Source organism: Solimonas flava DSM 18980, assembly GCF_000426685.1.
GTDB lineage: Bacteria > Pseudomonadota > Gammaproteobacteria > Nevskiales > Nevskiaceae > Solimonas > Solimonas flava.
Genome location: NZ_AUFV01000015.1, coordinates 82,911 through 105,801, shown reverse-complemented (window position 1 = coordinate 105,801; position 22,891 = coordinate 82,911). Strand labels below are relative to the sequence as shown.

General features: G+C 68.5%; 22 protein-coding genes. 12 read left to right on the top strand and 10 right to left on the bottom strand.

Annotated elements, in window-relative coordinates:
- Positions 1-16 precede the first annotated feature (16 nt).
- A complete protein-coding gene (locus K343_RS0115800) occupies positions 17-805 on the bottom strand; it encodes an undecaprenyl-diphosphate phosphatase (protein ID WP_028008901.1) in 789 nt (262 codons plus the stop codon).
- A gap of 53 nt (positions 806-858) precedes the next feature.
- On the opposite strand from K343_RS0115800, the gene K343_RS0115795 reads away from it, so the two are divergent.
- Together K343_RS0115795 and K343_RS23620 are read left to right on the top strand one after the other, a co-directional pair.
- Positions 859-1,617, top strand: coding sequence for an SDR family oxidoreductase (locus tag K343_RS0115795; protein WP_028008900.1), 759 nt, complete (start codon positions 859-861; stop codon positions 1,615-1,617).
- Positions 1,618-1,646: 29 nt separating this feature from the next.
- The gene (locus K343_RS23620; protein WP_028008899.1) at positions 1,647-2,486 is read left to right on the top strand and encodes a DUF1207 domain-containing protein; all 840 of its coding nucleotides are present in this window, start codon (positions 1,647-1,649) and stop codon (positions 2,484-2,486) included.
- A 15-nt stretch (positions 2,487-2,501) separates the two neighbouring features.
- On the opposite strand, the gene K343_RS25215 is transcribed toward K343_RS23620, so the two are convergent.
- Both K343_RS25215 and K343_RS0115780 read right to left on the bottom strand, forming a co-directional pair.
- Positions 2,502-3,035: a methylated-DNA--[protein]-cysteine S-methyltransferase gene (locus K343_RS25215; protein WP_051278556.1), complete on the bottom strand. Its 534-nt coding sequence runs from the start codon at positions 3,033-3,035 to the stop codon at positions 2,502-2,504.
- Positions 3,036-3,042: 7 nt separating this feature from the next.
- Positions 3,043-3,810 carry an NRDE family protein gene (locus K343_RS0115780; RefSeq protein WP_028008898.1) on the bottom strand — a complete coding sequence of 256 codons (768 nt, stop codon included), beginning with the start codon at positions 3,808-3,810 and terminating at the stop codon, positions 3,043-3,045.
- Positions 3,811-3,891: 81 nt separating this feature from the next.
- Here K343_RS0115780 and K343_RS0115775 point away from each other — a divergent pair, with 81 nt between their 5' ends.
- Complete coding sequence (locus K343_RS0115775; protein ID WP_161628907.1) at positions 3,892-4,737, top strand: EcsC family protein; 846 nt, start codon at positions 3,892-3,894, stop codon at positions 4,735-4,737.
- A 130-nt stretch (positions 4,738-4,867) separates the two neighbouring features.
- Positions 4,868-6,943: a polyphosphate kinase 1 gene (gene ppk1 / locus K343_RS0115770; protein WP_051278554.1), complete on the top strand. Its 2,076-nt coding sequence runs from the start codon at positions 4,868-4,870 to the stop codon at positions 6,941-6,943.
- A gap of 54 nt (positions 6,944-6,997) precedes the next feature.
- On the opposite strand, the gene K343_RS0115765 is transcribed toward ppk1, so the two are convergent.
- The gene (locus tag K343_RS0115765; RefSeq protein WP_043112954.1) at positions 6,998-8,512 is read right to left on the bottom strand and encodes a Ppx/GppA phosphatase family protein; all 1,515 of its coding nucleotides are present in this window, start codon (positions 8,510-8,512) and stop codon (positions 6,998-7,000) included.
- Positions 8,513-8,751: 239 nt separating this feature from the next.
- Here K343_RS0115765 and K343_RS0115760 point away from each other — a divergent pair, with 239 nt between their 5' ends.
- The 4 genes from K343_RS0115760 (at position 8,752) to K343_RS0115745 (ending at position 11,009) form a co-directional block, all read left to right on the top strand.
- Positions 8,752-9,093 carry a c-type cytochrome gene (locus tag K343_RS0115760; protein ID WP_028008894.1) on the top strand — a complete coding sequence of 114 codons (342 nt, stop codon included), beginning with the start codon at positions 8,752-8,754 and terminating at the stop codon, positions 9,091-9,093.
- 10 nt (positions 9,094-9,103) lie between these two features.
- The gene (locus K343_RS0115755; RefSeq protein ID WP_028008893.1) at positions 9,104-9,448 is read left to right on the top strand and encodes a c-type cytochrome; all 345 of its coding nucleotides are present in this window, start codon (positions 9,104-9,106) and stop codon (positions 9,446-9,448) included.
- A gap of 127 nt (positions 9,449-9,575) precedes the next feature.
- The gene (locus K343_RS0115750; RefSeq protein WP_028008892.1) at positions 9,576-10,160 is read left to right on the top strand and encodes an outer membrane beta-barrel protein; all 585 of its coding nucleotides are present in this window, start codon (positions 9,576-9,578) and stop codon (positions 10,158-10,160) included.
- A gap of 198 nt (positions 10,161-10,358) precedes the next feature.
- Positions 10,359-11,009, top strand: coding sequence for an outer membrane beta-barrel protein (locus K343_RS0115745; protein WP_028008891.1), 651 nt, complete (start codon positions 10,359-10,361; stop codon positions 11,007-11,009).
- Positions 11,010-11,092: 83 nt separating this feature from the next.
- On the opposite strand, the gene rpoD is transcribed toward K343_RS0115745, so the two are convergent.
- The 4 genes from rpoD to rpsU all read right to left on the bottom strand — a co-directional run bounded on the left by rpoD (position 11,093) and on the right by rpsU (position 15,785).
- Positions 11,093-13,000: an RNA polymerase sigma factor RpoD gene (rpoD, locus tag K343_RS0115740; RefSeq protein ID WP_084615932.1), complete on the bottom strand. Its 1,908-nt coding sequence runs from the start codon at positions 12,998-13,000 to the stop codon at positions 11,093-11,095.
- A gap of 95 nt (positions 13,001-13,095) precedes the next feature.
- Entirely contained in the window at positions 13,096-14,850 is a 1,755-nt protein-coding gene (gene dnaG, locus K343_RS22490; protein WP_043112926.1) for a DNA primase, read from the bottom strand.
- 139 nt (positions 14,851-14,989) lie between these two features.
- Positions 14,990-15,436, bottom strand: coding sequence for a GatB/YqeY domain-containing protein (locus K343_RS0115730; protein WP_028008889.1), 447 nt, complete (start codon positions 15,434-15,436; stop codon positions 14,990-14,992).
- Between the two features lie 133 nt (positions 15,437-15,569).
- The gene (rpsU, locus tag K343_RS0115725) at positions 15,570-15,785 is read right to left on the bottom strand and encodes a 30S ribosomal protein S21 (RefSeq protein ID WP_026353118.1); all 216 of its coding nucleotides are present in this window, start codon (positions 15,783-15,785) and stop codon (positions 15,570-15,572) included.
- 125 nt (positions 15,786-15,910) lie between these two features.
- Between rpsU and tsaD the strand changes: the two genes are divergently transcribed.
- Complete coding sequence (gene tsaD / locus K343_RS0115720; RefSeq protein ID WP_051278552.1) at positions 15,911-17,023, top strand: tRNA (adenosine(37)-N6)-threonylcarbamoyltransferase complex transferase subunit TsaD; 1,113 nt, start codon at positions 15,911-15,913, stop codon at positions 17,021-17,023.
- A gap of 12 nt (positions 17,024-17,035) precedes the next feature.
- Positions 17,036-17,410: a dihydroneopterin aldolase gene (gene folB / locus K343_RS0115715; protein ID WP_028008887.1), complete on the top strand. Its 375-nt coding sequence runs from the start codon at positions 17,036-17,038 to the stop codon at positions 17,408-17,410.
- Here folB and gmhB read toward each other — a convergent pair.
- Positions 17,389-17,976 carry a D-glycero-beta-D-manno-heptose 1,7-bisphosphate 7-phosphatase gene (gene gmhB / locus K343_RS22485; protein WP_043112924.1) on the bottom strand — a complete coding sequence of 196 codons (588 nt, stop codon included), beginning with the start codon at positions 17,974-17,976 and terminating at the stop codon, positions 17,389-17,391. The two genes, folB and gmhB, sit on opposite strands and share 22 nt — an antisense overlap.
- Before the next feature lie 159 nt (positions 17,977-18,135).
- Positions 18,136-20,244, bottom strand: coding sequence for a glycine--tRNA ligase subunit beta (gene glyS / locus K343_RS0115705; RefSeq protein ID WP_028008886.1), 2,109 nt, complete (start codon positions 20,242-20,244; stop codon positions 18,136-18,138).
- A gap of 189 nt (positions 20,245-20,433) precedes the next feature.
- Between glyS and K343_RS24660 the strand changes: the two genes are divergently transcribed.
- Together K343_RS24660 and katG are read left to right on the top strand one after the other, a co-directional pair.
- Positions 20,434-20,598 (top strand): hypothetical protein, encoded by a 165-nt coding sequence (locus tag K343_RS24660; protein ID WP_154662613.1) that lies wholly within the window; start codon positions 20,434-20,436, stop codon positions 20,596-20,598.
- A 103-nt stretch (positions 20,599-20,701) separates the two neighbouring features.
- Entirely contained in the window at positions 20,702-22,840 is a 2,139-nt protein-coding gene (gene katG, locus K343_RS0115695; RefSeq protein WP_211226316.1) for a catalase/peroxidase HPI, read from the top strand.
- Positions 22,841-22,891 lie beyond the last annotated feature (51 nt).

Here is a 22,891-nt window from a genome sequence, read left to right as displayed (position 1 = left end):
CGCTGCGCCGGCGGCTTCAGCCCGGCAGGAACAGCAGCAGGCCGGCGCCGAGCACGATGCGGTACCACGCGAAGATCGTGAAGCGGTGCACCTGCACGTAGCGCAGCAGCCACTTCACGGCGATGAAGGCGACCACGGCCGAGACGAAGAAACCGACCCAGAACTCGGTCCAGTTCTCCTCGCCGAAGGCGGAGGTCTTGGCCAGTTTCAGCATTTCGTAACCGGTGGCCGCGAACATGGTCGGGATGCCGACCAGGAACGCGAACTCGGTGGCGCGCGGCCGCGACGACAGACCGGCGAGCATCGCCGCGAAGATCGTCGCCGCCGAGCGCGAGGTGCCCGGGAACACCGCCGCGAGGATCTGCGCGAGGCCGACCCAGATCGCGATCTTCCAGGTCACGTCCTCGCGCAGCGGCATGCGCTCGGCGAGGCGCTCGATCAGCAGGATCGCGAAACCGCCGACGATCAGCGCCCAGGCCACCGGCGCGACCGTTTCCGGCAGCGTCAGGCCGAGCTTCTTGGCGATGAAGCCGCCGGCGCAGGTGATCAGGAATGCGGCGCTGAGCTTGAGGAAGTAGTCGCGGTTGTCGGGCTGCGAAAAGTGCAGCGTCAGGTCCCAGAGCCGTTGACGATAAATCAGCACGACGGCGAGCATGGCGCCGGCCTGGATGCCGATGTTGAACAGGTCCGAGCGATGCCCCAGCCAGTGCTCGGCGATCAGCAGATGGCCGGTGCTGGAAATGGGCAGGAATTCGGTAATGCCTTCGATGATGCCGAGCCAGATGACGTTGAGCAGGGATTCCACGATGCGCGAGCCGGACGGGAGTGAAAGTGACGCGCAAGAATAAAGGACAGGACATGAAACCGCTCGACGATTCGCGCACGAATGCGCCGGTCGTGCTCGTCACCGGCGCCGCACGGCGCATCGGCGCGGCGATCGCGCGCCTGCAGCACGCCGCCGGCTGGAACGTGCTGGTGCACGCGCACCGCTCGCGCGACGAGGCACAGGCGCTGGTCGACGCGCTGAACGCCGGGCGCGCGGACTCGGCGCGCCTGCTCGCCGCCGACCTCGGCGACGCCGGCGCGCTGGACCGGCTCGCCGACGCCGCGCACGCGGCCTGGGGCCGGCTCGACGCGCTCGTCAACAACGCCTCCAGCTATTTCGCGACGCCGCTCGGCACGCTGAGCGCGGCCCGGCTCGACGAGCTGCTGGCGTCGAACCTGCGCGCGCCGCTGCTGCTGACGCAGGCCTGCGCGCGGCATTTCGGCGCCGATGCGGCGGTCGTCAACATCGTCGACGCGCAGCTCTGGCATCCGCAGCCGGGCTATCCGGCCTATTACGCGGCGAAGGCCGGCCTGTGGTCGCTGACCGAGACGCTGGCGCTGGAGCTGGCGCCGCGCGTGCGCGTCAATGCGGTCGCGCCGGGGCACATGCTGTGGGCGGAGTCCGGCGGCATCGCCGAGCACGAGCAGGCGCGCGAGCTGGCGCGCATCCCGCTCGGCCGTCTCGGCGGCGCCGAGGAGATCGCGCGCGCGGTGCGCTTCCTGCTGTCCGCCGACGCCGCCTACATCACCGGCGCGATCCTGCCGGTCGACGGCGGCCTGCGCCTGCGCTGAAATCTTCCACGGGAAGGGAGTCTCACGGCATGCAACATCGTCTTCTCGCGATCGGTGCGCTGCTGGCGCTGGCGGCGCCGCTCGCGGCGCGGGCGGCCGACGGCCAGTGGCTGCCGGACGGCGAGCCGTTCGCGGCGCCGGCGGCGGCGACGATCGAGGCGCTGAACTATCTCTCGTACGTGAATTTCGATTCGAACGCGTCCGGTTCGATCAATATCGCGATGGTCGCGGTCGGCAACGACTTCGGCTTCTATCGCCGCGACGACGGCCACGGCGGCGCCTGGCAGCTCGGCCTGTTCGCCGAATTCCAGTCGCAGTTCAACATGGACACCAGCAATCAGGCGCTGGTCAACAGCGACTACTACGTCGGCTTTCCGCTCAGCTGGCAGCGCGATGCCTGGTCGGCGCGCCTGCGCCTGTTCCATCAGAGCTCGCATCTGGGCGACGAATTCATCCTCAGCGGCGAAGCGCCGCCGCGCCAGGATCTGAGCTACGAGGCGGCCGATCTGCTGCTCGGCTACGCGCTGGCGCCGGGCTGGCGCGCCTATGCCGGCGGCGTCTGGGTGCTGCGCAAGCAGTGGGACGAACTCGGCGCGCTCGGGGCGCAGGGCGGCATCGAGTATCTGGCGCCGGCGCGCAAGGTGCTGCGCGGCCACTGGCTCGCCGCGCTCGACGTGAAGTGGGCCGAGGCCTTCGACAACGATCCGCAGCTGCGCGCGCTGGCCGGCGTGCGCTGGGGCGGCGAGCGTCCCGGCCAGCCCTCGGCGACTTTCGCGCTGACCGGCTTCTACGGCGCGGTGCCGTTCGGCCAGTTCTTCGAGACGACCTCGACCTACGTCGGCGCGATCCTGTTCCTGTCGGTTGACTGAGCGCCGCTCAGCCGCTCAGCCGCGCAGCGCGAAGGCGGTGCGCGCCTCGAGCGCCAGCAGCTGCTGCTTGCGCCACAGGCCGCCGCCGTAGCCGCCGAGCGCGCCGCTCTTGTTCAGCACGCGATGGCAGGGCACGACGATCGCCAGGCGATTGGCGCCGTTGGCGCTGCCGACGGCGCGCGTCGCCGCGCCGTCGCCAAGCGACTGCGCGAGCGCTTCGTACGAGCGCGTCTGGCCGTACGGGATCTGCAGCAGCGCCGCCCAGACACGGCGCTGGAACGGGCTGCCCGGCAGCTGCAGTGGTGTCGTGAAGGCGCGCAGCTGGCCGGCGAAGTAGGCATTGAGCTCGCCGGCGAGATGGCGCAGCAGCGGATGCGCGCCGGGCTGCGGCTCGATGTCGAAGTGGCGACGCAGTGCGGCGAGCTGGGCGTCGAGACGCTGCGGCTCGGCGAACTCGAGCAGCGCCAGCCCGGCGTCGCCGGCGACCGCGTGCAGTGGCCCGAGCGGGCTGTCGAGCACGCCCGAGTACAGTGCGGAGGCATTCGCCATCGCGCGCTCAGCCGAGTTGCAGGTATTCGAGCGTCTCGCCGGCATAGGCGGCGTCGGGGCCGTAGCGCTTCTCGTGAAAGCCGGCGTGGCCGCCGGCGTCGATCGTCAGCACCGTGCTGCTGCGCGTGCCGTAGGCGGCGCTGCGGATGAACGGCGCCGACAGGAAGCGCTCGCGTTCCAGGCCGATGCCGGTATCCGGCAAGTCCTCGTCGGCGGCGCGGCGCGGGTCGGCGAGCGCGGCGAACAGGCTGCCGGTGTCGGTTTCGGCGTCCGCGCACCACTGCGACACGCGCGACTTCAGGCGCACGAGCTTCGGCCACGGCGTATCGAGGCTGGCGTTGCTGACGGCGTGCACGCCGGCGGCGAGCGGCTGCATCGTGAATTCCGGCCAGTTGCTGAGATACCAGACGCCGCGGCGGTCGCCGAGCAGCAGGTTGAAGCCGGCGTAGCGCCGCGCGCCGGCCGCCAGCGACGCGCCGTAGTCCTGGGCGCCGGTCTCGGCGCGCAGGTAGTTGGCGATCAGCGCGCCGCGCGACGGCGCGGCCGGGTCGGGCAGCTCCATGCGGCGCACATTGGTGACGGCTGCCCAGCGGCCGTCGCGGCTCGCGGCGAGCCAGCCGCCGTGCTGCTGCAGATCGCGGCCGCCGAAGATCTGCGGCGCGTCGTCCCACCACGAGGCAGGCGCCGTCGGCCGGGCGTGGAACTCGTCGCGATTGGCGGCGAGCACGAGCGAATAGCGGGGATGCGCGTCGAGCGCGAGGGCGATCAGGCACATGGAATGCAGGATCGGCCAGACCTCGTCGTGCGGTCAACCGCCGTGCGCGGCACAATCGGCGAAAACGCCGACGGTGATCGCATGAGCAAGCGCAGGAAGCCGGACGCCTACGAACAGGCGCAGTGGGACACGATCGAGCGCTGGCGCGCCGCGAGCCCGGACTGGGGCACGCAGGTGCTGTCCGGGCCGAGCCGGGTCGCCGCCTACGCGGCGCAACATCTGGTCCCGGTCGCCGCGCTGCGCGCCGTGCTGCACGGGCTCGATCACGCCGCCGGCTGGAGCGCGGCGCAGCGCGACGTGCTCAAGGCCGCCGGCGTCGACGATCTGGCCGCGCTGCGCACGGCGCCGCTCGACGAATGCGACCGCCTCGCGCGCCGCGTCGAGTGGCGCGGCATGGCGCTCGGCGGCAGCGCCGGCGCGCTGTTCGGCTTCGCCGGCGCACCGGGCATCGCGGCCGACATTCCGGCCCTGCTCGGCGTGGCGCTGCGCACGATCCACCGCACCGCCTACTGCTACGGCGAGGACTGGCGGGCGCAGGAGCGCAAGGGCCTGGCGATCGGCGTGTTCGCGCTGGCCTCGGCGAACTCGCTCGAAGAGAAGCGCGACGCCTGGTTCGCGCTGACGCATGCCTCGGATCTGCTGGAGGCGGCGTGGCGCGACGGCATCGAGCGCGTCGCCGAACGCCAGATCGCCAAGGAGGCGGCGCAGTTCAGCCTCAAGACGCTGGCCAACCGCATCGGCTTCAATCTCGGCCGGCGCTCGGCCTCCGGGCTTGGCTTGGTGCCGGTGATCGGCGCGGCGATCGGCGGCGCCGTCAACGCCGGCTACGTTCACGACATCGCCAAGGTCGCGCGCTACGTGATGCAGCACCGCTGGCTGCTTGCGCGCTATCCGGGCCTGACCCGCCGCGCGCTCGCCAAGGATTGAGCGGCGCTGGGAAAACAACGATTTGCGCCGGCGGCGGCGTCACGCCGCCTTCATCTTCTTTGTCTTAGACTGGCGATTCCCGCTGCATCCGGGCGCTCTGCCGCCCCGCAGCCCGACCGCGGAAACGCCGATGAGCAAGACCCCGCCCGAACTTCCCGTCGAACTGAGCTTCCAGAGCGCCGACCTGTTCCTCAACCGCGAGCTGTCGCTGCTCGAATTCAACCGCCGCGTCCTCGCGCAGGCGCTCGACGAGACGGTGCCGCTGCTCGAGCGGCTCAAGTTCCTGTGCATTTCCAGCTCGAATCTCGACGAGTTCTTCGAGATTCGCGTCGCCGGCCTGCAGCAGATGGCCGAGCTCAATCCGCTGAACCGCGGCGCCGACGGCATGTCGCCGGCCGAGACGCTGGCGGCGATCAGCACGCGTGCGCACGCGCTGGTCGCCGAGCAGTACCGCGTCTTCAACGACGTGCTGATTCCGGCGCTGGAGCGCGAAAAGATCCGCTTCGTGCGTCGCAGCGAGTGGAGCGCCGAGCAGGATGCCTGGCTGCGCAACTATTTCCAGAACGAGCTGGCGCCGGTGCTGTCGCCGCTCGGCCTCGACCCGGCGCATCCGTTCCCGCGCATTCTCAACAAGTCGCTGAACTTCATCGTGCAGCTGTCGGGCAAGGATGCGTTCGGCCGCAATACCGGCTTCGCCGTGGTGCAGGCGCCGCGCGCACTGCCGCGCCTGATCCAGATTCCGCGCGACGTCGCCGGCAGCGGGCCGTATGACTTCGTGTTCCTGTCGAGCGTGATCCACGCCTACGTCGACGAGCTGTTCCCCGGCATGGAGGCGAGCGGCTGCTATCAGTTCCGCCTGACGCGCAACTCCGACCTGCTGGTCGATGAGGAAGAAGCCAAGGATCTGATGGAGGCGCTCGAAGGCGAGCTTTCGCAGCGCCAGTGGGGCGACATCGTGCGCCTCGAAGTCGCGCACAACTGCCCCGAGCAGATGTGGCAGTACCTGATGGACGTCGCGCAGCTGACGCCGGACGATGTGTTCCAGGTCAACGGGCCGGTGAACCTCAACCGCCTGATGGCGATTCCGGACCTCGTCGATCGTGCGGACCTCAAGTACCCGCCGTTCACGCCGCGCGTGCCCAAGGCGCTCGCCGGCCCCGATCTGTTCGCGGCGATCCGCGAGCGCGATCAGCTGTTGCATCATCCGTATGATTCGTTCGCGCCGGTCGTCGAGTTCCTGCGCCAGGCGGCACGCGATCCGAAGGTGCTGGCGATCAAGCAGACGCTGTACCGCACCGGCGACAAGTCGGCGATCGTCGACGCGCTGATCGAGGCGGCGAGCAACGGCAAGGAAGTGACGGTGGTCGTCGAACTGCGCGCGCGTTTCGACGAGGCCAACAACATCGATCTCGCCGAACAGCTGCAGGATGTCGGCGCACACGTCGTCTACGGCGTGGTCGGCTACAAGACGCACGCCAAGATGTGCCTGGTGGTGCGGCGCGAGGAAGGCGGGCTGCGCCAGTACGCGCATCTGGGCACCGGCAACTACCATCCGCGCACCGCGCGCATGTATACCGACTACGGCCTGTTCACCGCCGATCCGGCGATCTGCCACGACGTGCACGCGGTGTTCCTGCAGCTGACCAGCCTCGGCAAGGTCACCAAGCTCACCCGCCTGCTGCAGTCGCCGTTCACGCTCGCCAAGCAGGTTCACGCCAAGATCGAGCGCGAGATCGAGCTGGCGAAGAAGGGCAAGCCGGCGCAGATCATCGCCAAGATGAACGCACTGGTGGAATCGGAAATGATCCAGGCGCTGTACCGCGCCTCGCAGGCGGGCGTGAAGGTCGACCTGATCGTGCGCGGCATGTGCTCGCTGCGGCCCGGCGTGAAGGGCTTGTCCGAGCACATCACGGTGCGTTCGGTGGTCGGCCGCTTCCTCGAGCATCACCGCGTCTACTTCTTTGCCAACGGCGGCGAGCCCGAGCTTTACCTGTCGAGCGCCGACTGGATGGAGCGCAATCTGTTCAAGCGCGTCGAGGTGGCGTTCCCGATCGCCGATCGCCGCCTGCGCGACCGCATCGTCGGCGACCTGCACGGCTATCTGCAGGACACCGCGCAGAGCTGGTTCCTGCAGGCCGACGGCTCGTACCAGCGCGCCGAGAAGATCGAAGGCAAGCCGATCCAGCAGCGCCTGATGGAGGAGTAGCGCGCGCTGCGCACGCCGAGCCGGCCCGTGGCGTCGGCCGGTCCGGCCGCGGGCCTAGATCAGGCGCAGCTTGAGCGGCTGGGCCGACAGATATTCCTGTTCGCGTTCGAGGTCGGCCTGCGTCAGCGGGTGCCGTGCCAGCCAGCCGTCGCGCGTGAAGCCGAGCGCGATGCTCTTGCGTGTCGCCTCGACATGAATCGGCAGGCGCAGGCCGGGCGCGCGCGAGCGGTGCAGCAGGTAGGCCAGGCGCAGGACGATCGCTAGGCGTCGCGTCGGTTCGAGCCAGTTGGCCGGCAGTTCCAGCAGCACGTCGTCGGCGAACTTGCCGCGGTGCAGACGCACAAGCGCGGCGAGCACCTGCTGGTCGGTCTGCGAGAAGCCCTGCATGTCGCTGTGGCGGACGATGTACTCGCTGTGCTTGTGGTAGCCATTGTGCGTGATCGCCAGGCCGACCTCGTGCAGTTGCGCGGCCCAGCGCAGGAACTGCGCCATCGCCGGCGCTTCCAGCTTCCAGGCCGGCGACACCTGGCCGAGGATGCGCAGCGCGGTGCGCTCAAGATCGTGCGCGTGCGTGGCATCGACGCCGTAGCGGCGCGCCATCGCCTGCACGGCGGCGTCGCGGACGTCCTGGTTGCTGAGGCGGCCGAGCAGGTCGTAGAGCAGGCCCTCGCGCAGCGCGCGGTCCGAGCTTTCCATGCGCTCGACCGCCAGCGTGTCGAAGACGCCGGCCAGCACCGCGAGGCCGCCGACGAACACCGGCCGGCGGTCTTCGCGCAGCGCCGGGAAATCGATTTCCTCGACGTGCCGGCGGCGCTGCACGAGTTCGATCAGTTGTTCGAGCCCGGCGCGGGTAATGTCCTCGTCGATCCAGCCGCGCTCCCGCAGCACGCGCCAGATGCCGCGGATGGTGCCCGATGAGCCGATCGCCAGATCCCAGCCGGCGTAGCGGTACGGCTGCGCGAGAAATTCCAGTTCGAGCGCGGCCGCCAGTCGCGCGCGCGCGAAGCGCGTCGGCGTGATGCGGCCGTCGGCGAAGAAGCGCTGTGTGTGCACGACACAGCCGAGCGAGACCGATTCGAGCAGGCGCGGCTCCTCGCCGCGGCCGATGATCAGTTCCGTGCTGCCGCCGCCGATGTCGACCACCAGCCGCCGCGGCCTGGCGCGGCCGCGGCCGTGGATGACGCCGCCGTAGACCAGTCGCGCTTCTTCGGGCCCGGCGATGACCTCGATCGGATGACCGAGCGCGGCCTCGGCGGCCGGCACGAAATCGCTGCCGGTCTTGAGCTTGCGCATGGTGTTGGTGCCGACGGCGCGAACCTGCGACGACGGGATGCCGCGCAGCCGTTCGCCGAAGCGCTGCAGGCAGGCGAGGGCGCGCGCCGCGACCACCGGGCTCAGGCGGCGGTCGGCTTCGAGACCGGCGGCGAGGCGCACCGGTTCGCGCAGGCGGTCGATGATCTGCAGTTCGCCGCCGTCGCTGCGTGCGACCAGCATGTGGAAGCTGTTCGATCCCAGATCGACCGCGGCGAATTCCTGCGCGCGATTGCGCGCCGGGCGCGGCAGGCGCATCAGGCTCACCATGCCCGGTCGGCCTGCGGGAAGCGGGGAGTGGTCATCGACGGCGGGCGTTCACGGGTTGACGGGGAGCGAGGGTAGCAGTTCGCCGGCGGCCTGCTCCAGACTTGGCACAGCGCGACGGCGCGGCGGGATGCTGCGTTGACCGGCGCCGGCAATTTCCGGAACATAGGGCGGCTTATAAGTAAGACTGAACTTGTCCGCTTCATCATCAGTTACGGGGAGAGCAAATCATGAAGTCTGCGCGTTGGGGTGTTCTCGCCCTCGCCGCTCCGCTCGCCCTCGCGCTCGCCGCACCGGCCGCACAGGCCGCGGAAGGCAATGCCGAGGCCGGTCGCGTCAAGGCCAACACCTGCATGGGCTGTCACGGCATTCCGAAGTACAACAACGCGTATCCGACCTACCGCGTGCCGAAGCTCGGCGGCCAGCCGGCCGAGTATCTCGCGGCGGCGCTGCAGGAGTACAAGTCCGGCAACCGCCCGCACGGCACCATGCACGCGCAGGCATCGAGCATGTCCGATCAGGACATCGCCGACATCGCCGCGTTCCTCGCCACCGCGCCCAAGCATCCGTAAAGGTCGACTCATGAAGCGTTCGATTGCCATTGCCGTGCTGGGCCTGATGCCCGTTGCTCCGGCGCTCGCGGCCGATGCTGCCGCCCCGCAGAAAGCCGCCGTCTGCACGTCCTGCCACGGCGAGCGTGGCGCCAAGCCGATCGCGCCGACCTATCCGGTGCTCGCCGGTCAGTACGCGAACTATCTCGAACACGCGCTGCATGAGTACAAGAGCGGCGCGCGCAAGAATCCGATCATGGCGGCGCAGGCCGCCTCGCTCGCCGACGATGACATCAAGGCGCTCGCGCACTACTTCTCCGTCCAGGACGGGCCGCTCTACACGCCGTCGGTGGTGGGGCACGGGCAGCAGCCCTGATCCGCTCGCAGCGGCGCTTCACCCGAAGACGCGGCGCCATTGTGCGCCGCGTCTTTTTTTGCGGCGCGCATCGGTCTCTATACTCGCGCGGCGCCGCCGGCGCACGTTCATCGCTTCGGGAGGAGAAATGCGCTACCTGCAGTTCATCGCCGCGCTGTCGGCACTGACGCTCGCGGGGCTCGCGCAAGCGGGCGGTTCGGTCAGCGGCGGGCTCGGCTGGCGCCATCTCGATGGCAGCCAGTGGGCGGTCTACGACGTTCGCTCCCAGGCCGCCGCCGGCGTGCTCGCCGACGTGCAGCTCGGCGAGCTGCCGCTCTACGCCACGGGCAGCGTGCAGATCTCGGCCGACGATTTCGATCGCCCCGATCTCGGTGTCTACGACGGCAGCTTCTCGGTGATCGATGCCGCCGTCGGCCTGCGGCTGATGCGGCCCGAGGGCCTGTTGCGGCCCTACGTCGGCGCCGCCCTGGCCGGCACCAGCGTCTACGTTTCCTACGAGGACGACTATCACCACGACCACGACGACAACGAACAGAGCCTGGGTTATGTCCTCAGCACCGGCGTGCAGCTGCATTTCGCGCGGCATCTGGTGGCGGCCTTCGATGCGCGCTGGATGCTCGGGACCGACGAGATGTCGTTCGACAATGGCATTCGTGAACACGCGAACTCGTTCACCGGCCTGCTGAGCTTCGGCTACGCCTGGGAAAACTGACGCACTCGCCGCGGACGCTTTGCGCGCCGTGCCCGCCAGCCCCGCCGCGAGCGGGGCTTTTGCGTCGGCTGCGGCGGTTTTTGTGCGCCGCTCGGCGTCGGGCTCGCGGCGTGGCCGACTAGAATCTGCGGGCGTTCCTCAGGGAGGGGCGCATCGACAGACGACAACAAACAGGCAAGAACAAGCCAGGGAGAATTCATGAAGATCGTGAAGTTTGCCGCATGGCCGTTGCTGTTGGCGCCGGCGCTCGCGCAGGCCGCCGCGCCGCCGCCGTCGCAAGTCTTCGACGTCTATTACCTTGCGCAATCGAAGCTCGAGATCGACAGCGGTGGCGACAGCGGGGACATCGACGGTGATGGCTTCGGCGTGCGGGTGCAGCTGCCGCTGTCCGCTTCCGGCTTCCGCCTCAGCGGCGAATACCAGACCGCGACCCTCGACGATGATGGTGGCAAGATCGACGTCGACCAATGGCGCGCCGGTGCCGGCTGGCTGTCGCCGGGCGCGCTGCGGCTGGGTGTGATGGCCGAATACGTCGCGCTGGACCTGGAGGTCAAGCCGGACGGCTACGGCAGCATCGAGGTCAAGCCGGACGGCTACGGGCTGCATGGCCGCGTCGAGTACGACGCGCTGCCGCAGCTGCAGCTGTACGGGCAGGTCGGTTACGTCAAGGTCGAGGAAGACGGCGATTCGAGCGACGGCCTGGAGTACCTGGTCGGCGCGGCGTTCAGCGTCAACTCGTGGTTCGGCCTGTTCGCCGACTATCGTGTGACCGACCTGAAGGACGGCGGCGACGAGCTGAAGCTCGACGACCTGCGCCTGGGACTGCGCCTGACGATCGGCGCGCGCTGAGAAACCGCACCGCGACAACGAAGAAGGCCCCGCTCGGCGGGGCCTTCTTGTTTACAGGCGCTGCAACGCTCTCGGCGTCGCGCTTACTCGTCGAGGAAGCTGCGCAGGTAGTTGGCGCGCGACGGGTGGCGCAGCTTGCGCAGTGCCTTGGCTTCGATCTGGCGAATGCGCTCGCGGGTGACGTCGAACTGCTTGCCGACCTCTTCCAGCGTGTGGTCGGTATTCATGTCGATGCCGAAGCGCATGCGCAGCACCTTGGCCTCGCGCGGCGTCAGCGACGCGAGGATCTGGTGCGTGGCTTCCGACAGCGACTGCGAGGTCGCCGCTTCCTGCGGCGAAACCGCGGCGGTGTCCTCGATGAAATCGCCGAGGTGCGAATCCTCGTCGTCGCCGATCGGCGTTTCCATCGAGATCGGTTCCTTGGCGATCTTGAGCACCTTGCGGATCTTGTCCTCGGGCATCTCCATCTTCTTCGCCAGCTCTTCCGGCGTCGGCTCGCGGCCCATCTCCTGCAGCATCTGGCGGGAAATGCGGTTGAGCTTGTTGATGGTCTCGATCATGTGCACCGGGATGCGAATGGTGCGCGCCTGATCGGCGATCGAGCGGGTGATGGCCTGACGGATCCACCAGGTCGCATACGTCGAGAACTTGTAGCCGCGGCGGTATTCGAACTTGTCGACCGCCTTCATCAGGCCGATGTTGCCTTCCTGGATCAGGTCGAGGAACTGCAGGCCGCGGTTCGTGTACTTCTTGGCGATCGAGATGACGAGACGCAGGTTGGCCTCGACCATTTCCTTCTTCGCGCGGCGGGCCTTGGCTTCGCCGACGTTCATGCGGCGGTTGATGTCCTTGATCTCGTCGAGCGAGATCAGGTTGTCGCCTTCCATCTTGCGCAGATGTTCCTGCAGCGCATAGATCTCTTCCTGGCGGGTGTTCAGCTCGGACGAGTACTTGCGCTTGGCGCGGATCAGCTTCTGCACCCAGTCCGGGCTGGTCGCGCCGTTGGACTCGCGGTAGATCTTGATGAATTCCTCGCGCGTCATGCCGGCGTCGACCACGCAGATGCGCATGATCGACTTCTCGGTCTCGCGGATCATCTCGATCTTCGCGCGCAGGTTCTGCGTGATCTCGTCGACGATCTTCGGCGAGAGCTTGAAGGTCATGATGTGGCTGGCCACCGCTTCACGCTTGGCCTGCGTCTTCGGGTGGCCGGCGCCGAGCTTGAGCAGCGAATCCCAGGCGTGGTCGTAGAGCGACTGCAGTTCCGCGAACTTCTCGGCGGTCAGCACCGGGTCCGGACCGGTGTCGACGGCTTCTTCCTCGCCGTCGTCGTCACCGTTCTCGGCCTCGTCCTCTTCTTCCTCTTCGGCGTCCTCTTCCGGCAGTTCTTCCGGCGCGGCCTCTGCGGCATTCGGATCGAAGAAGCCGCTGACGATGTCGGCCAGGCGCTTCTTGCCCTGCTTGGCGTTCTCGTGCGATTCGAGCAGGATCGCGACCGTTTCCGGATACTGAGCCATCGCGAACATGGCCTCGTTGAGGCCTTCCTCGATGCGCTTGGCGATGCGGATTTCGCCCTCGCGGTCGAGCAGTTCGACCGAGCCCATCTCGCGCATGTACATGCGCACCGGGTCGGTGGTGCGGCCGAACTGGTCGTCGAGCGCGGCGATCGCGGCCGCGGCTTCCTCGGCGGCGTCTTCCTCTTCCTCGTTGGTCGCGACGACCGCCGGTTCGGAGAACAGCTGTTCGTCTTCCTGCGGGGCTTCCTCGTGCACCGGGATGCCCATCGCCTGAATCATGCTGATGATGTCTTCGATCTGCTCGGTATCGACGATTTCCGGCAGATGGTCGGCCACTTCGGCGTAGGTGAGGTAGCCCTTCTCCTTGCCGAGCGCGATCAGCAGTTTGATCTGCGACTGCTTCTGAGCCTGCTTCTCGGCGGCCGTCTTGTCGGCGCGGTCGGAATTGGCGGCGGAATTGCTGGTGTTGGCCATGCGGGACTCTTCACATAGCGCCGGCGAGCGGCGGATCAGGCGGAGAACTGGCTATTATACGGCCAGTCTGACGGTTTTGGCGACGATGAGTTCCATCATCGCCGGGATTTGGGCGGGCGGCTGCGGTGCAGGGATTCGATGATCCCCAATTCCGCGCGCGTCAGCTCTCGGTGCCGGGATTCTTCCAGCAGGCGCGTCGCCTCGGCCTCGAGCGCCCTGAACGTCAAGCGATTTATGGTGTCGCGAAACTCGGTTTCAATCGTTTCGTCGACGAGCGGCGCTTCCTGCGCCAGCAGTTTCTGCACGCCGCGGCCCTTGGCCGTGTCCTTCCAGGTTTCGACCAGCTGCGCCGCGCGGGCGTCCGGGTGGGCGTTGAAGAAGTCGATCGCCTCGATCAGCACGTCGACGCCCGGCACGCCGGCCTGCGCCAGCAGATCGATGTGCTCGACCTGTTCGGCCAGCCGCGGACGCTCCAGCAGCAGCTGCATCGCGCGGCGGATCGGTCGCGAGGCGCCGGGCGCCGCCCGCGCCGGCTCGGCGGCCGCAGCCTCCGACGGCGGCGCGGCGCCGGTCTGCGCGGCGCCGAGCATGCCCTCGACGTCGTCGCGACCGAGGCGCGCGCGGCGTGCCAGTTCGTCGATCAGCAGGGTGCGCAGCGCGCCGGCCGGCAGCTTGTCGAGATGCGGGCGGGCCAGGGCGATCAGGCGCGCACGTCCTTCCAGCGAGCCGAGGTTGACCTGTTTGGTGAGTGAGTCGAGCAGGAACTGCGACAGCGGCGCCGCTTCGGCGATCTTCTCGCGGAAGGCCTCGGCGCCGATCTCCTGGACCCAGGTGTCCGGGTCGTGGCCTTCCGGAATGAACATGAACGCGCACTCGCGGCCCTCGTGCGTTTCCGGCAGGGCCTGCTCCAGCGCGCGCCAGGCCGCGGCGCGGCCGGCGCGGTCGCCGTCGAAGCAGAACACGATCTTGCTGGTCGACTTGAACAGCAGCTGCAGATGTTCGCGCGTGGTCGCGGTGCCCAGCGTGCCGACCGCCTCGCGGATACCGTACTGCGAGAGCATCACCACGTCCATGTAGCCTTCGACGACGATCAGATACGGCAATGCGCCGGTCGTCGAGGTGCGCGCCTCGTACAGGCCGTAGAGGTTGCGGCCCTTGTGGAACAGCGGCGTTTCCGGCGAATTCAGATACTTGGCCGGATCGTTGGCGAGGGTCCGTCCGCCGAAGCCGATGACCCGCCCGCGCGTGTCGCGGATCGGGAACATCACACGGTTGCGGAAGCGGTCGTAGGCGCGGCCGGAGCCCGGTTCGCGCTCGATCAGCAGGCCGGCGTCGATGCCGTGCCGGGTGTTCTGCAGGAACTGGCTCAGCGCGTCCCAGCTGTCCGGTGCGTAGCCGATGCCGAAGCGCTTCGCCGTCTCGCCGCTGACGCCGCGCTTCTTCAGATATTCGACCGCTGGCGGCGACTGGCGCAGGCGCTCGGTGAAGAAGCGCTGGGCGGCGGCGAGCGCGTCGAGCGGGCCGTCGAGCACGACTTTCGGCTCGAAGCCGCCTTCACGCGGGACTTCGAGCCCGGCGCGCTTGGCGAGTTCCTCGACCGCCTCGACGAACGACAGGCGGTCGTACTCCATCAGGAAGGAAATCGCCGTGCCGTTCTTGCCGGACGAAAAGTCGAAGAACATCTGCTTCTGCGGCGAGACGAAGAACGACGGCGACTTCTCGCTCGTGAACGGCGACAGGCCCTTCATTTCCTTGCCGGCGCGCTTGAGGTCGACGCGCGAGCCGATCAGCTCGACGATGTCGGTCCGCGCCAGCAGATCGTGAATGAAGGAATCGGGGATGCGCGCCATGCCGCTCAGCTGCCTGCCGTCGCGATGATGATGCCATCCCCGGCGCGCGCGCAGGGCGCCGCCGGGCAGGGGCCGGCGCCGCGCGTGCGGGTCGGGCGTGCCGCGGGCGAATGTCCGCCGGACATTCGCATGCCGGCGCTCAGGCCAGCTTGGCCTTGATCAGGCCCGACAGCTTGCCCATGTCGGTGCGGCCCTGGACCTTGGGCTTGATCCAGCCCATCACCTTGCCCATGTCCTTGCCGCCGGCGGCGCCGGTCTCGGCGATCGCCTGCACGATCAGCGCGTCGACTTCGGCGTCGCTCAGCTGCTGCGGCAGATAGGCCATCAGCACCGTAATCTCCGCCGCTTCCTTGTCGGCGAGATCCGGGCGATTGCCGCTGCGGAACTGGCTTTCGGCGTCGCGGCGCTGCTTGATCATCTTCTCGACCGCGGCCTGCACGACGGCGTCGGTCAGCTCGATGCTGTCGACGACCTCGCGCTGCTTGAGCTCGGCCTGCAGCATGCGCAGCACCGACAGGCGATCCTTCTCGCCGGCCTTCATCGCGCTCTTCACGTCGTCGGCGATGCGGGTTTTCAGTTCGGACATGGGGTGCATTCCTCGGGTGACTCGGCGGGCCGCTGCGCGACCCGCGTGGGGCGACACAAACGACGAAACCCCGGTTTTGAGGCCGGGGTCATCGGGTGCCGCGAAACCGCGACCGCCTGACTAAGCGAAAAGCTTAGTAGAGGCGGATGCGACGGTTCGACTCGCGCTGTACCTTCTTCGCCTGACGCTTCACGGCCGCGGCGCGCATACGCTTGCGCTCCTGGCTCGGCTTTTCGAAGTACTCGTGCTTGCGCAGGTCGGTCAGCACACCGGCCTTTTCGCAGGTGCGCTTGAAGCGGCGCAGCGCCACTTCGAAAGGCTCGTTATCGCGAACGCGGACGGAAGGCATTCAGATCACTCTCGCTAAAAGATGTTTGGGCAAAAAAGGGCCAAAGCCCCGGCAAGGGGCGGCGATTCTAGCTTGCGATCGAAAACTCTGCAAACGAACGCGTGGGCGCCGCATACAATAACGGGATGCCCGTCGTGACTGCCGCCGCTGCTTCCGCCGATCGCCCGATCCTCGGCATCGAAACATCCTGCGACGAGACCGCCTGCGCGATCTACGACGGCGAGCGCGGCCTGCTGGCGCACGTGCTGCACAGCCAGATCCGCCTGCACGCCGAATACGGCGGCGTGGTGCCGGAGCTGGCGTCGCGCGATCACGTGGCGCGCATTCACGATCTGGTCGCGGCAACGCTGCGCGAGGCGCAGCTGCGGCCGGACGAACTCGGCGGCATCGCCTATACCGCCGGCCCCGGTCTGATCGGCGCGCTGATGGTCGGCGGCGCGGTCGCTTCGGGTCTGGCGCTCGCGCTCGGCCTGCCGCTGATTCCGGTGCATCACATGGAAGCGCATCTGCTCGCGCCGATGCTGGAGCCGTCGCGGCCGACGTTCCCGTTCGTCGCGCTGCTGGTGTCCGGCGGCCACACGCTGCTGGTCGCCGTGCGCGGCATCGGCCAGTACGAGCTGCTCGGCGAGAGCCTCGACGACGCGGTCGGCGAAGCTTTCGACAAGACCGCCAAGCTGCTCGACCTGCCGTATCCCGGCGGTCCGGAACTGGCGCGCCTCGCCGAGCAGGGCGACGGCCGGCGCTACAAGTTCCCGCGACCGATGATCGACCGGCCCGGTCTCGACTTCAGCTTCAGCGGCCTGAAGACCGCGGTGCTGACGGCGCTCAAGCCCGATGGTGGCGCGGACGCGGCGTCGCACGCGGGCGCGCGGCCCGGCTTCGCTACGCAGGATCGCGCCGACCTCGCCGCGTCCTTCCAGGAAGCGGTCACCGACACGCTGGCGATCAAGTGCGCCCGCGCGCTGGACGCGACCGGCTACGGCCAGCTCGTCGTCGCCGGCGGCGTCGGAGCCAATCGCCGCCTGCGCGAGAAGCTCGCGGCGCTGGCCCAGCAGGAGCGCTTCGCGCTGTTCTTCCCGCGCCAGGCGTTCTGCACCGACAACGGCGCGATGGTCGCGTACGCCGGCTGGGCGCGCCGCAGCGAAGGGCGCCACGCCGACGCCGGCCTGTTCACGACGCCGCGCTGGCCGCTGGCGCAGCTGCGTCCGCCTTCTGCTTCCGTTCCCCCCGTTTCCTGACACGGCTATTCCATGGACAAGGTTTTCATCCGCAGCCTCGAGCTCGAGACCATCATCGGCGTCCACGGCTGGGAGCGGCAGCTGCCGAGGCCGCTGGTGCTGTCGCTGGAAATGGGCGTCGACACGCGCGACGCGGCGGCCAGCGATCAGGTGCGCGACGCCGTCGACTACGACGCGGTGACGCAGGCGGTGCGCAAGATCGCGGCGACGCTGCAGCCGGCGCTGCTCGAAACGCTTGCCGAGAAGATCGCCCGCGCGCTGTTCGAGGCGTATCCGATCGCCAGCCTCAAGCTGGCCATCGACAAGCCGGGCGCGGTGGCGGGCGTGAAGAGCGTCGGCGTCGAGATCGATCGCCGTCGCGAGGACTACGCGGTCTGCGGCCGCTGAGTGACGGTCGCGCGGCCGACGGCCTCGCTGCCGCTGAGCAGGGCGACCGTGAACGCCGCGAGATTGTCGTAGACGCTGACGTCGTCGAGCCGGCCGGCATTGCGACGCTCGGTCTCGCCGCCGTTGCCGGTGCGCACCAGCACCGGCCGCGCGCCGGCAGCGCGCGCGGCCTCGATGTCGCGCAGTGAATCGCCGACCATCGGCACCTGTTCGAGCGTGACGCCGAGGCGCTTGGCGAGATCGAGCAGCATGCCCGGCGACGGCTTGCGGTCCGGCGTCGCGCGCTGCGGATGGTCCGGCGCGAAGAAGATGCCGTCGACGCGGCCGCCGAACTCGGCGAGCAACTGCTGCAGGCGATCGTTCATCGCGCAGAACGCGTCGTAGTCGAACAGGCCCTGGCCGAGGCCGGACTGGTTGCTGGCCACGAACACGCGATAGCCGGCCTGGCAGAGCTTGGCGATCGCCTCGAGGCTGCCCGGAATCGGCCGCCACTCCGCCACCGATTTCACGTACTCGGTGGCGTCTTCGTTGATGACGCCGTCACGGTCGAGAATGACGATTTTCATGGCCTCACTCTAGCGCGCCACGACGAGGTGCGTGCGGAGGTCGAGCCCGGCGTCGCTCGCAGCGTTCCCGACCAGCTCACGGCCCGCCCCTGCCTTGCCGGTGCGGCACGGGCAGGTCGGGTGTGAGCGCAGCTGAAGACGCCGCGGCAACGCGCGGGCTCAGCCCGGCAGCTGCGACAGATCGGCGACCGAACGGCAGGCGGCGTCGAAGCGCTGCAGCAGCGCCAGGCGGTTGGCGCGCACGGCCGGATCGTCGGCATTGACCATCACGCCGTCGAAGAAGGCGTCGATCGGTTCGCGCAGCGAAGCCAGGTTCACGAGCTGCTGCGCATAGTCGCGGGACGTCCCGTTGCGGGCGTGAACGTCGTCGAGCCCGGCGAACAGCGCGCGCTCGGCGGCGTGTTCGAAACGGGCGGCATCAATTGTGTCGCCGACTTCGCCGGCCTGCTTGAGGATGTTGCGCACGCGCTTGTTGGCGGCGGCGAGGTTCGGTGCCGCGGCGTTGGCGACGAAGGCATGCACCGCGCGCAGGCGGCGCAGGAAATCCAGCGGCTGTGTGACGCCGAGCGCGCGCACCGATTCGAACATCTCGACCGTCACCGGACGGCCGTCGAAGCTCTGGCCGACCAGATAGGCGCGCAGGCGTTCCTGCACGAAGTCCACCAGCTCAGTGAGCGTTGCGGCATCGCGCTTGCCGGCCGGCTGCTGTTGCAGCGCGTAGTGCAGCAATGACGGCAGATCGAGCGGCAGCTCGGCCTCGAGGCAGATGCGCAGCACGCCGAGCGCGGCGCGGCGCAGCGCGTAGGGGTCCTTGCTTGCCGTTGGTTTCTGGCCGATCGCGAAGATGCCGGCGAGCGTGTCGAGCTTGTCGGCGAGCGCGACGATCTGGCCTTCGCGGCTCGACGGAATCGGCGTGCCCTGCTGCGTCGGCAGGTAGTGCTCGCGAATCGCCAGCGCGACGGCCGGCGCTTCGCCGGATTTTTCCGCGTAGTAGCCGCCCATCAAGCCCTGCAGCTCCGGGAACTCGTAGACCATCTTGGTGACGAGGTCGTTCTTGCACAGCGAGGCGGCACGCTCGGCGCTATGAATAAGCGCGCTCTCCTTATCGAGGTCGTGGAACACTGCGGTGCCAGTCGCCTTCACCCGATCGGCAATTTGGACGGCCAGCGCGCACATGCGCGTGACCTTGTCGGCGATGCTGCCCAGCTCTTTCTGGAAAGTGATGCTGGCCAGCTTCTCGCCGTAGGCGGCGAGCGGCAGTTTGAGGTCCTGCTGCCAGAAGAACAGCGCATCCGTCAGGCGTGGGCGTACGACGCGCTCGTTGCCGGCGATGACCTGCGCGACGTCGCGCGACTCGATGTTCGAGACGGTGATGAAGGCGTTCGTCAGCCGCGTCTGCGCCGCATCCTCGAAGACCGTGAAGTAGCGCTGGTTGGTCTCGACGGTGGCGACGATCACCTCGGGCGGCAGCTCCAGAAAGCGCGCTTCGAAGTGGCCGGTGATCGCCACCGGCCATTCGACCAGCGCGGTGACCTCGTCGAGCAGATCGTCGGTGATGCGCGCGTGGCCGCCGGCGTTGGCGGCCTCGGCGAGGATCTGGCGGCGGATCTCGGCCTTGCGCGAGGCGACGTCGGCCCAGACGTGGGCGTGCTTGAGGCGCGGTTCGTAGTCGGCCGGCGTCGACAGCTCGATCGCGCCCGGCGCGTGAAAGCGGTGGCCGTACGTCAGGCGTCCGCTGGCGAGGCCGAAGCGTTGCAGCGGCACGACGTCGGCGCCATACAGGCAGCAGATCCATTGCACCGGACGCACGAAGGTTTCGTCGCTGCTGCCCCAGCGCATGCGCTTGGGCACCAGCTCGTCCATCTGCTTGAGCGTCTCTTCGAAGATATCGGCGATCAGCGCCGGCGTCGGCTTGCCGGGCTCGGCCTTTGCGTAGTGCAGCTTGCCGTCCTTCTGGCCGAGCGCCGCGAAGTCGACGCCGCAGGAGCGGGCGAAGCCGAGCGCGGCGGGCGTTGGCTGGCCGTCCTTGTAGGCGGCGGCGAGCGCCGGGCCGAGGCGCTCGACCGTCTGGTCCGGCTGGCGCTCGGCGAGGTCCTCGACGATGACGGCGATGCGGCGCGGCGTCGCCAGGATGCGGTGCGCGCGAAAACCGACCTTGCGCCGCGCGAGGCCTTCGGTCACGCCTCGCGCCAGCGCTTCGGCCAGCGGTACGACATAGCGGGCCGGCAAATCTTCGGTTCCGAGTTCCAGCAGGAAGGCGCGTGACATGAGGGGGGCGTGCGGCGAGGGCTTGAAGAGCCCGCAATTGTCGGGGATCGCTGCTTTTTCGCCAACTTGCGCGATGCGGAAGTCTTCTTTCGCTTTGGTAATTGCTATCGACGCAAAAGAAACAATCAATTTCATTAATCAAGAAACTGCGCGTAACGTACAAGCCAGATTCGCCGGAGAGCCCTGATCATGAGTTTGCAAACGATGGTTGCAACGGTGGCCGCGACCCGTCCGCGTGGCGTGCGCCGCTTCACCGCACCGCTGGTTCTGGCGCTGGCGGTGCTGGCCGTCTACGACGCTGCGACGGTGGCCGTGAGCGGCAGTGCGCCGACCGTACGGGCCATGGCGCACTGAAGGCGCCGGCGCATCCGCGCACATTTTCATCCGCCGGTTCGCGGCCGCCGCGACGGACCGCGGTGCGGTGTCTACGAGCCTTGAACATCTGAAGGAGAGCAACATGTCGAGCAAAGCCGAGTGTCCGTTCCACCACAGCGCCGGTACCGGCACCACGAATCGTGACTGGTGGCCCCAGCAGCTGCGCGTCGATTTGCTGAATCAGCATTCGGAGCGTTCCAATCCGCTCGGCGCGCGCTTCGATTATCGGGAGGCGTTCAAGTCGCTCGACTACGCCGCGCTGAAGGCGGATCTGAAGGCGCTGCTGACCGATTCGCAGGACTGGTGGCCGGCCGACTGGGGTACGTACGCCGGCCTGTTCATTCGCATGGCCTGGCACAGCGCCGGCACCTACCGCACGGTCGACGGCCGCGGCGGCGCTGGTCGCGGGCAGCAGCGCTTCGCGCCGCTCAACAGCTGGCCGGACAACGTCAGCCTCGACAAGGCGCGCCGCCTGCTGTGGCCGATCAAGCAGAAGTACGGCCAGAAGATTTCCTGGGCCGATCTGATCGTGCTGGCCGGCAATGTCGCGCTCGAAAACAGCGGGTTCCGCACCTTCGGCTTCGCCGCCGGCCGCGAGGACGTGTGGGAGCCGGACCTCGACGTGAACTGGGGCGACGAGAAGGCCTGGCTGTCGCACCGTGATCCGGAGGTTCTGGCGAAAAATCCGCTGGCCGCCACCGAGATGGGCCTGATCTACGTGAACCCCGAGGGGCCGAACGCCAGCGGCGATCCGGCTTCCGCGGCGGCGGCGATTCGCGCCACCTTCGGCAACATGGCGATGGACGACGAGGAAATCGTCGCGCTGATCGCCGGTGGCCACACGCTCGGCAAGACCCACGGCGCTGGCCCGACGACCAAGGTCGGTCCCGATCCGGAAGCGGCGCCGATCGAGCAGATGGGACTGGGCTGGAGCAGTGCCCACGGCAGCGGCGCCGGCGCCGACGCGATCACCTCGGGTCTGGAAGTGGTGTGGACGCAGACGCCGACGCAGTGGAGCAACCACTTCTTCGAGAACCTGTTCAAGTACGAGTGGGTGCAGGTGCGCAGCCCGGCCGGCGCGATCCAGTTCGAGGCCAAGGACGCGCCGGAGCTGATCCCCGATCCCTTCGATCCGGCCAAGAAGCGCAAGCCGACGATGCTGGTCACCGACCTGACGCTGCGCTTCGATCCGGCGTTCGAGAAGATTTCGCGCCGCTTCCACAACGATCCGCAGGCGTTCAACGAGGCGTTCGCGCGGGCCTGGTTCAAGCTGACGCACCGCGACATGGGCCCGAAGGCGCGCTACCTCGGCCCCGAGGTGCCGGCCGAAGACCTGATCTGGCAGGACCCGCTGCCGGCGCCGGTGCACGCGCCGAGCGCGGCCGACATCGCCGAGCTGAAGGCGGCGATCGCCACCTCGGGCCTGTCGGTCAGCGAGCTGGTGTCGGTGGCCTGGGCTTCGGCCTCGACCTTCCGCGGCGGCGACAAGCGCGGCGGCGCCAACGGCGCGCGCCTGGCGCTGGCCCCGCAGAAGGATTGGGCGGTCAACCGTACGGCGGTCGCGGCGCTGCCGAAGTTGCAGGCGATCCAGCAGGCATCCGGCAAGGCTGCGCTGGCCGATGTGATCGTGCTGGCCGGCGTGGTCGGTGTCGAGCGGGCGGCCGAGGCGGCCGGTGTGCCGGTGGCCGTGCCGTTCGCGCCGGGCCGCGTCGATGCCAGACAGGACCAGACCGACGTCGAATCCTTCGTGCTGCTCGAACCGCGGGCCGACGGCTTCCGCAACTACGGTCAGGGCGACGGCAAGACGTCCACCGAAACGCTGCTGATCGACAAGGCCCAGCAGCTGACCCTGACGGCGCCGGAGCTGACCGTGCTGGTCGGCGGCCTGCGCGTGCTGGGCGCCAACTTCGACGGCAGTCGGCACGGCGTGTTCACCGACCGGGTCGGTGTACTGAGCAACGATTTCTTCGTCAAGCTGCTCGACATGGGCACGGTCTGGAAGCCGGTCGGCGACGACGCCGAGCGCTTCGAGGGCCGCGAGCGCAAGAGCGGCCAGCTGAAGTACACCGCCACCCGCAACGATCTGGTGTTCGGCTCCAACTCGGTGTTGCGCGCCGTGGCCGAGGTCTATGCCAGTGCCGATGCCCGGGAGAAGTTCGTGCGCGACTTCGTCGCGGCCTGGGTCAAGGTGATGAACCTCGACCGCTTCGATCTGGCCTGAGCGCCCGCGCGCTCGACGGCGGGGTGGGTCGGGCGGCGTTTCGACGTCCCG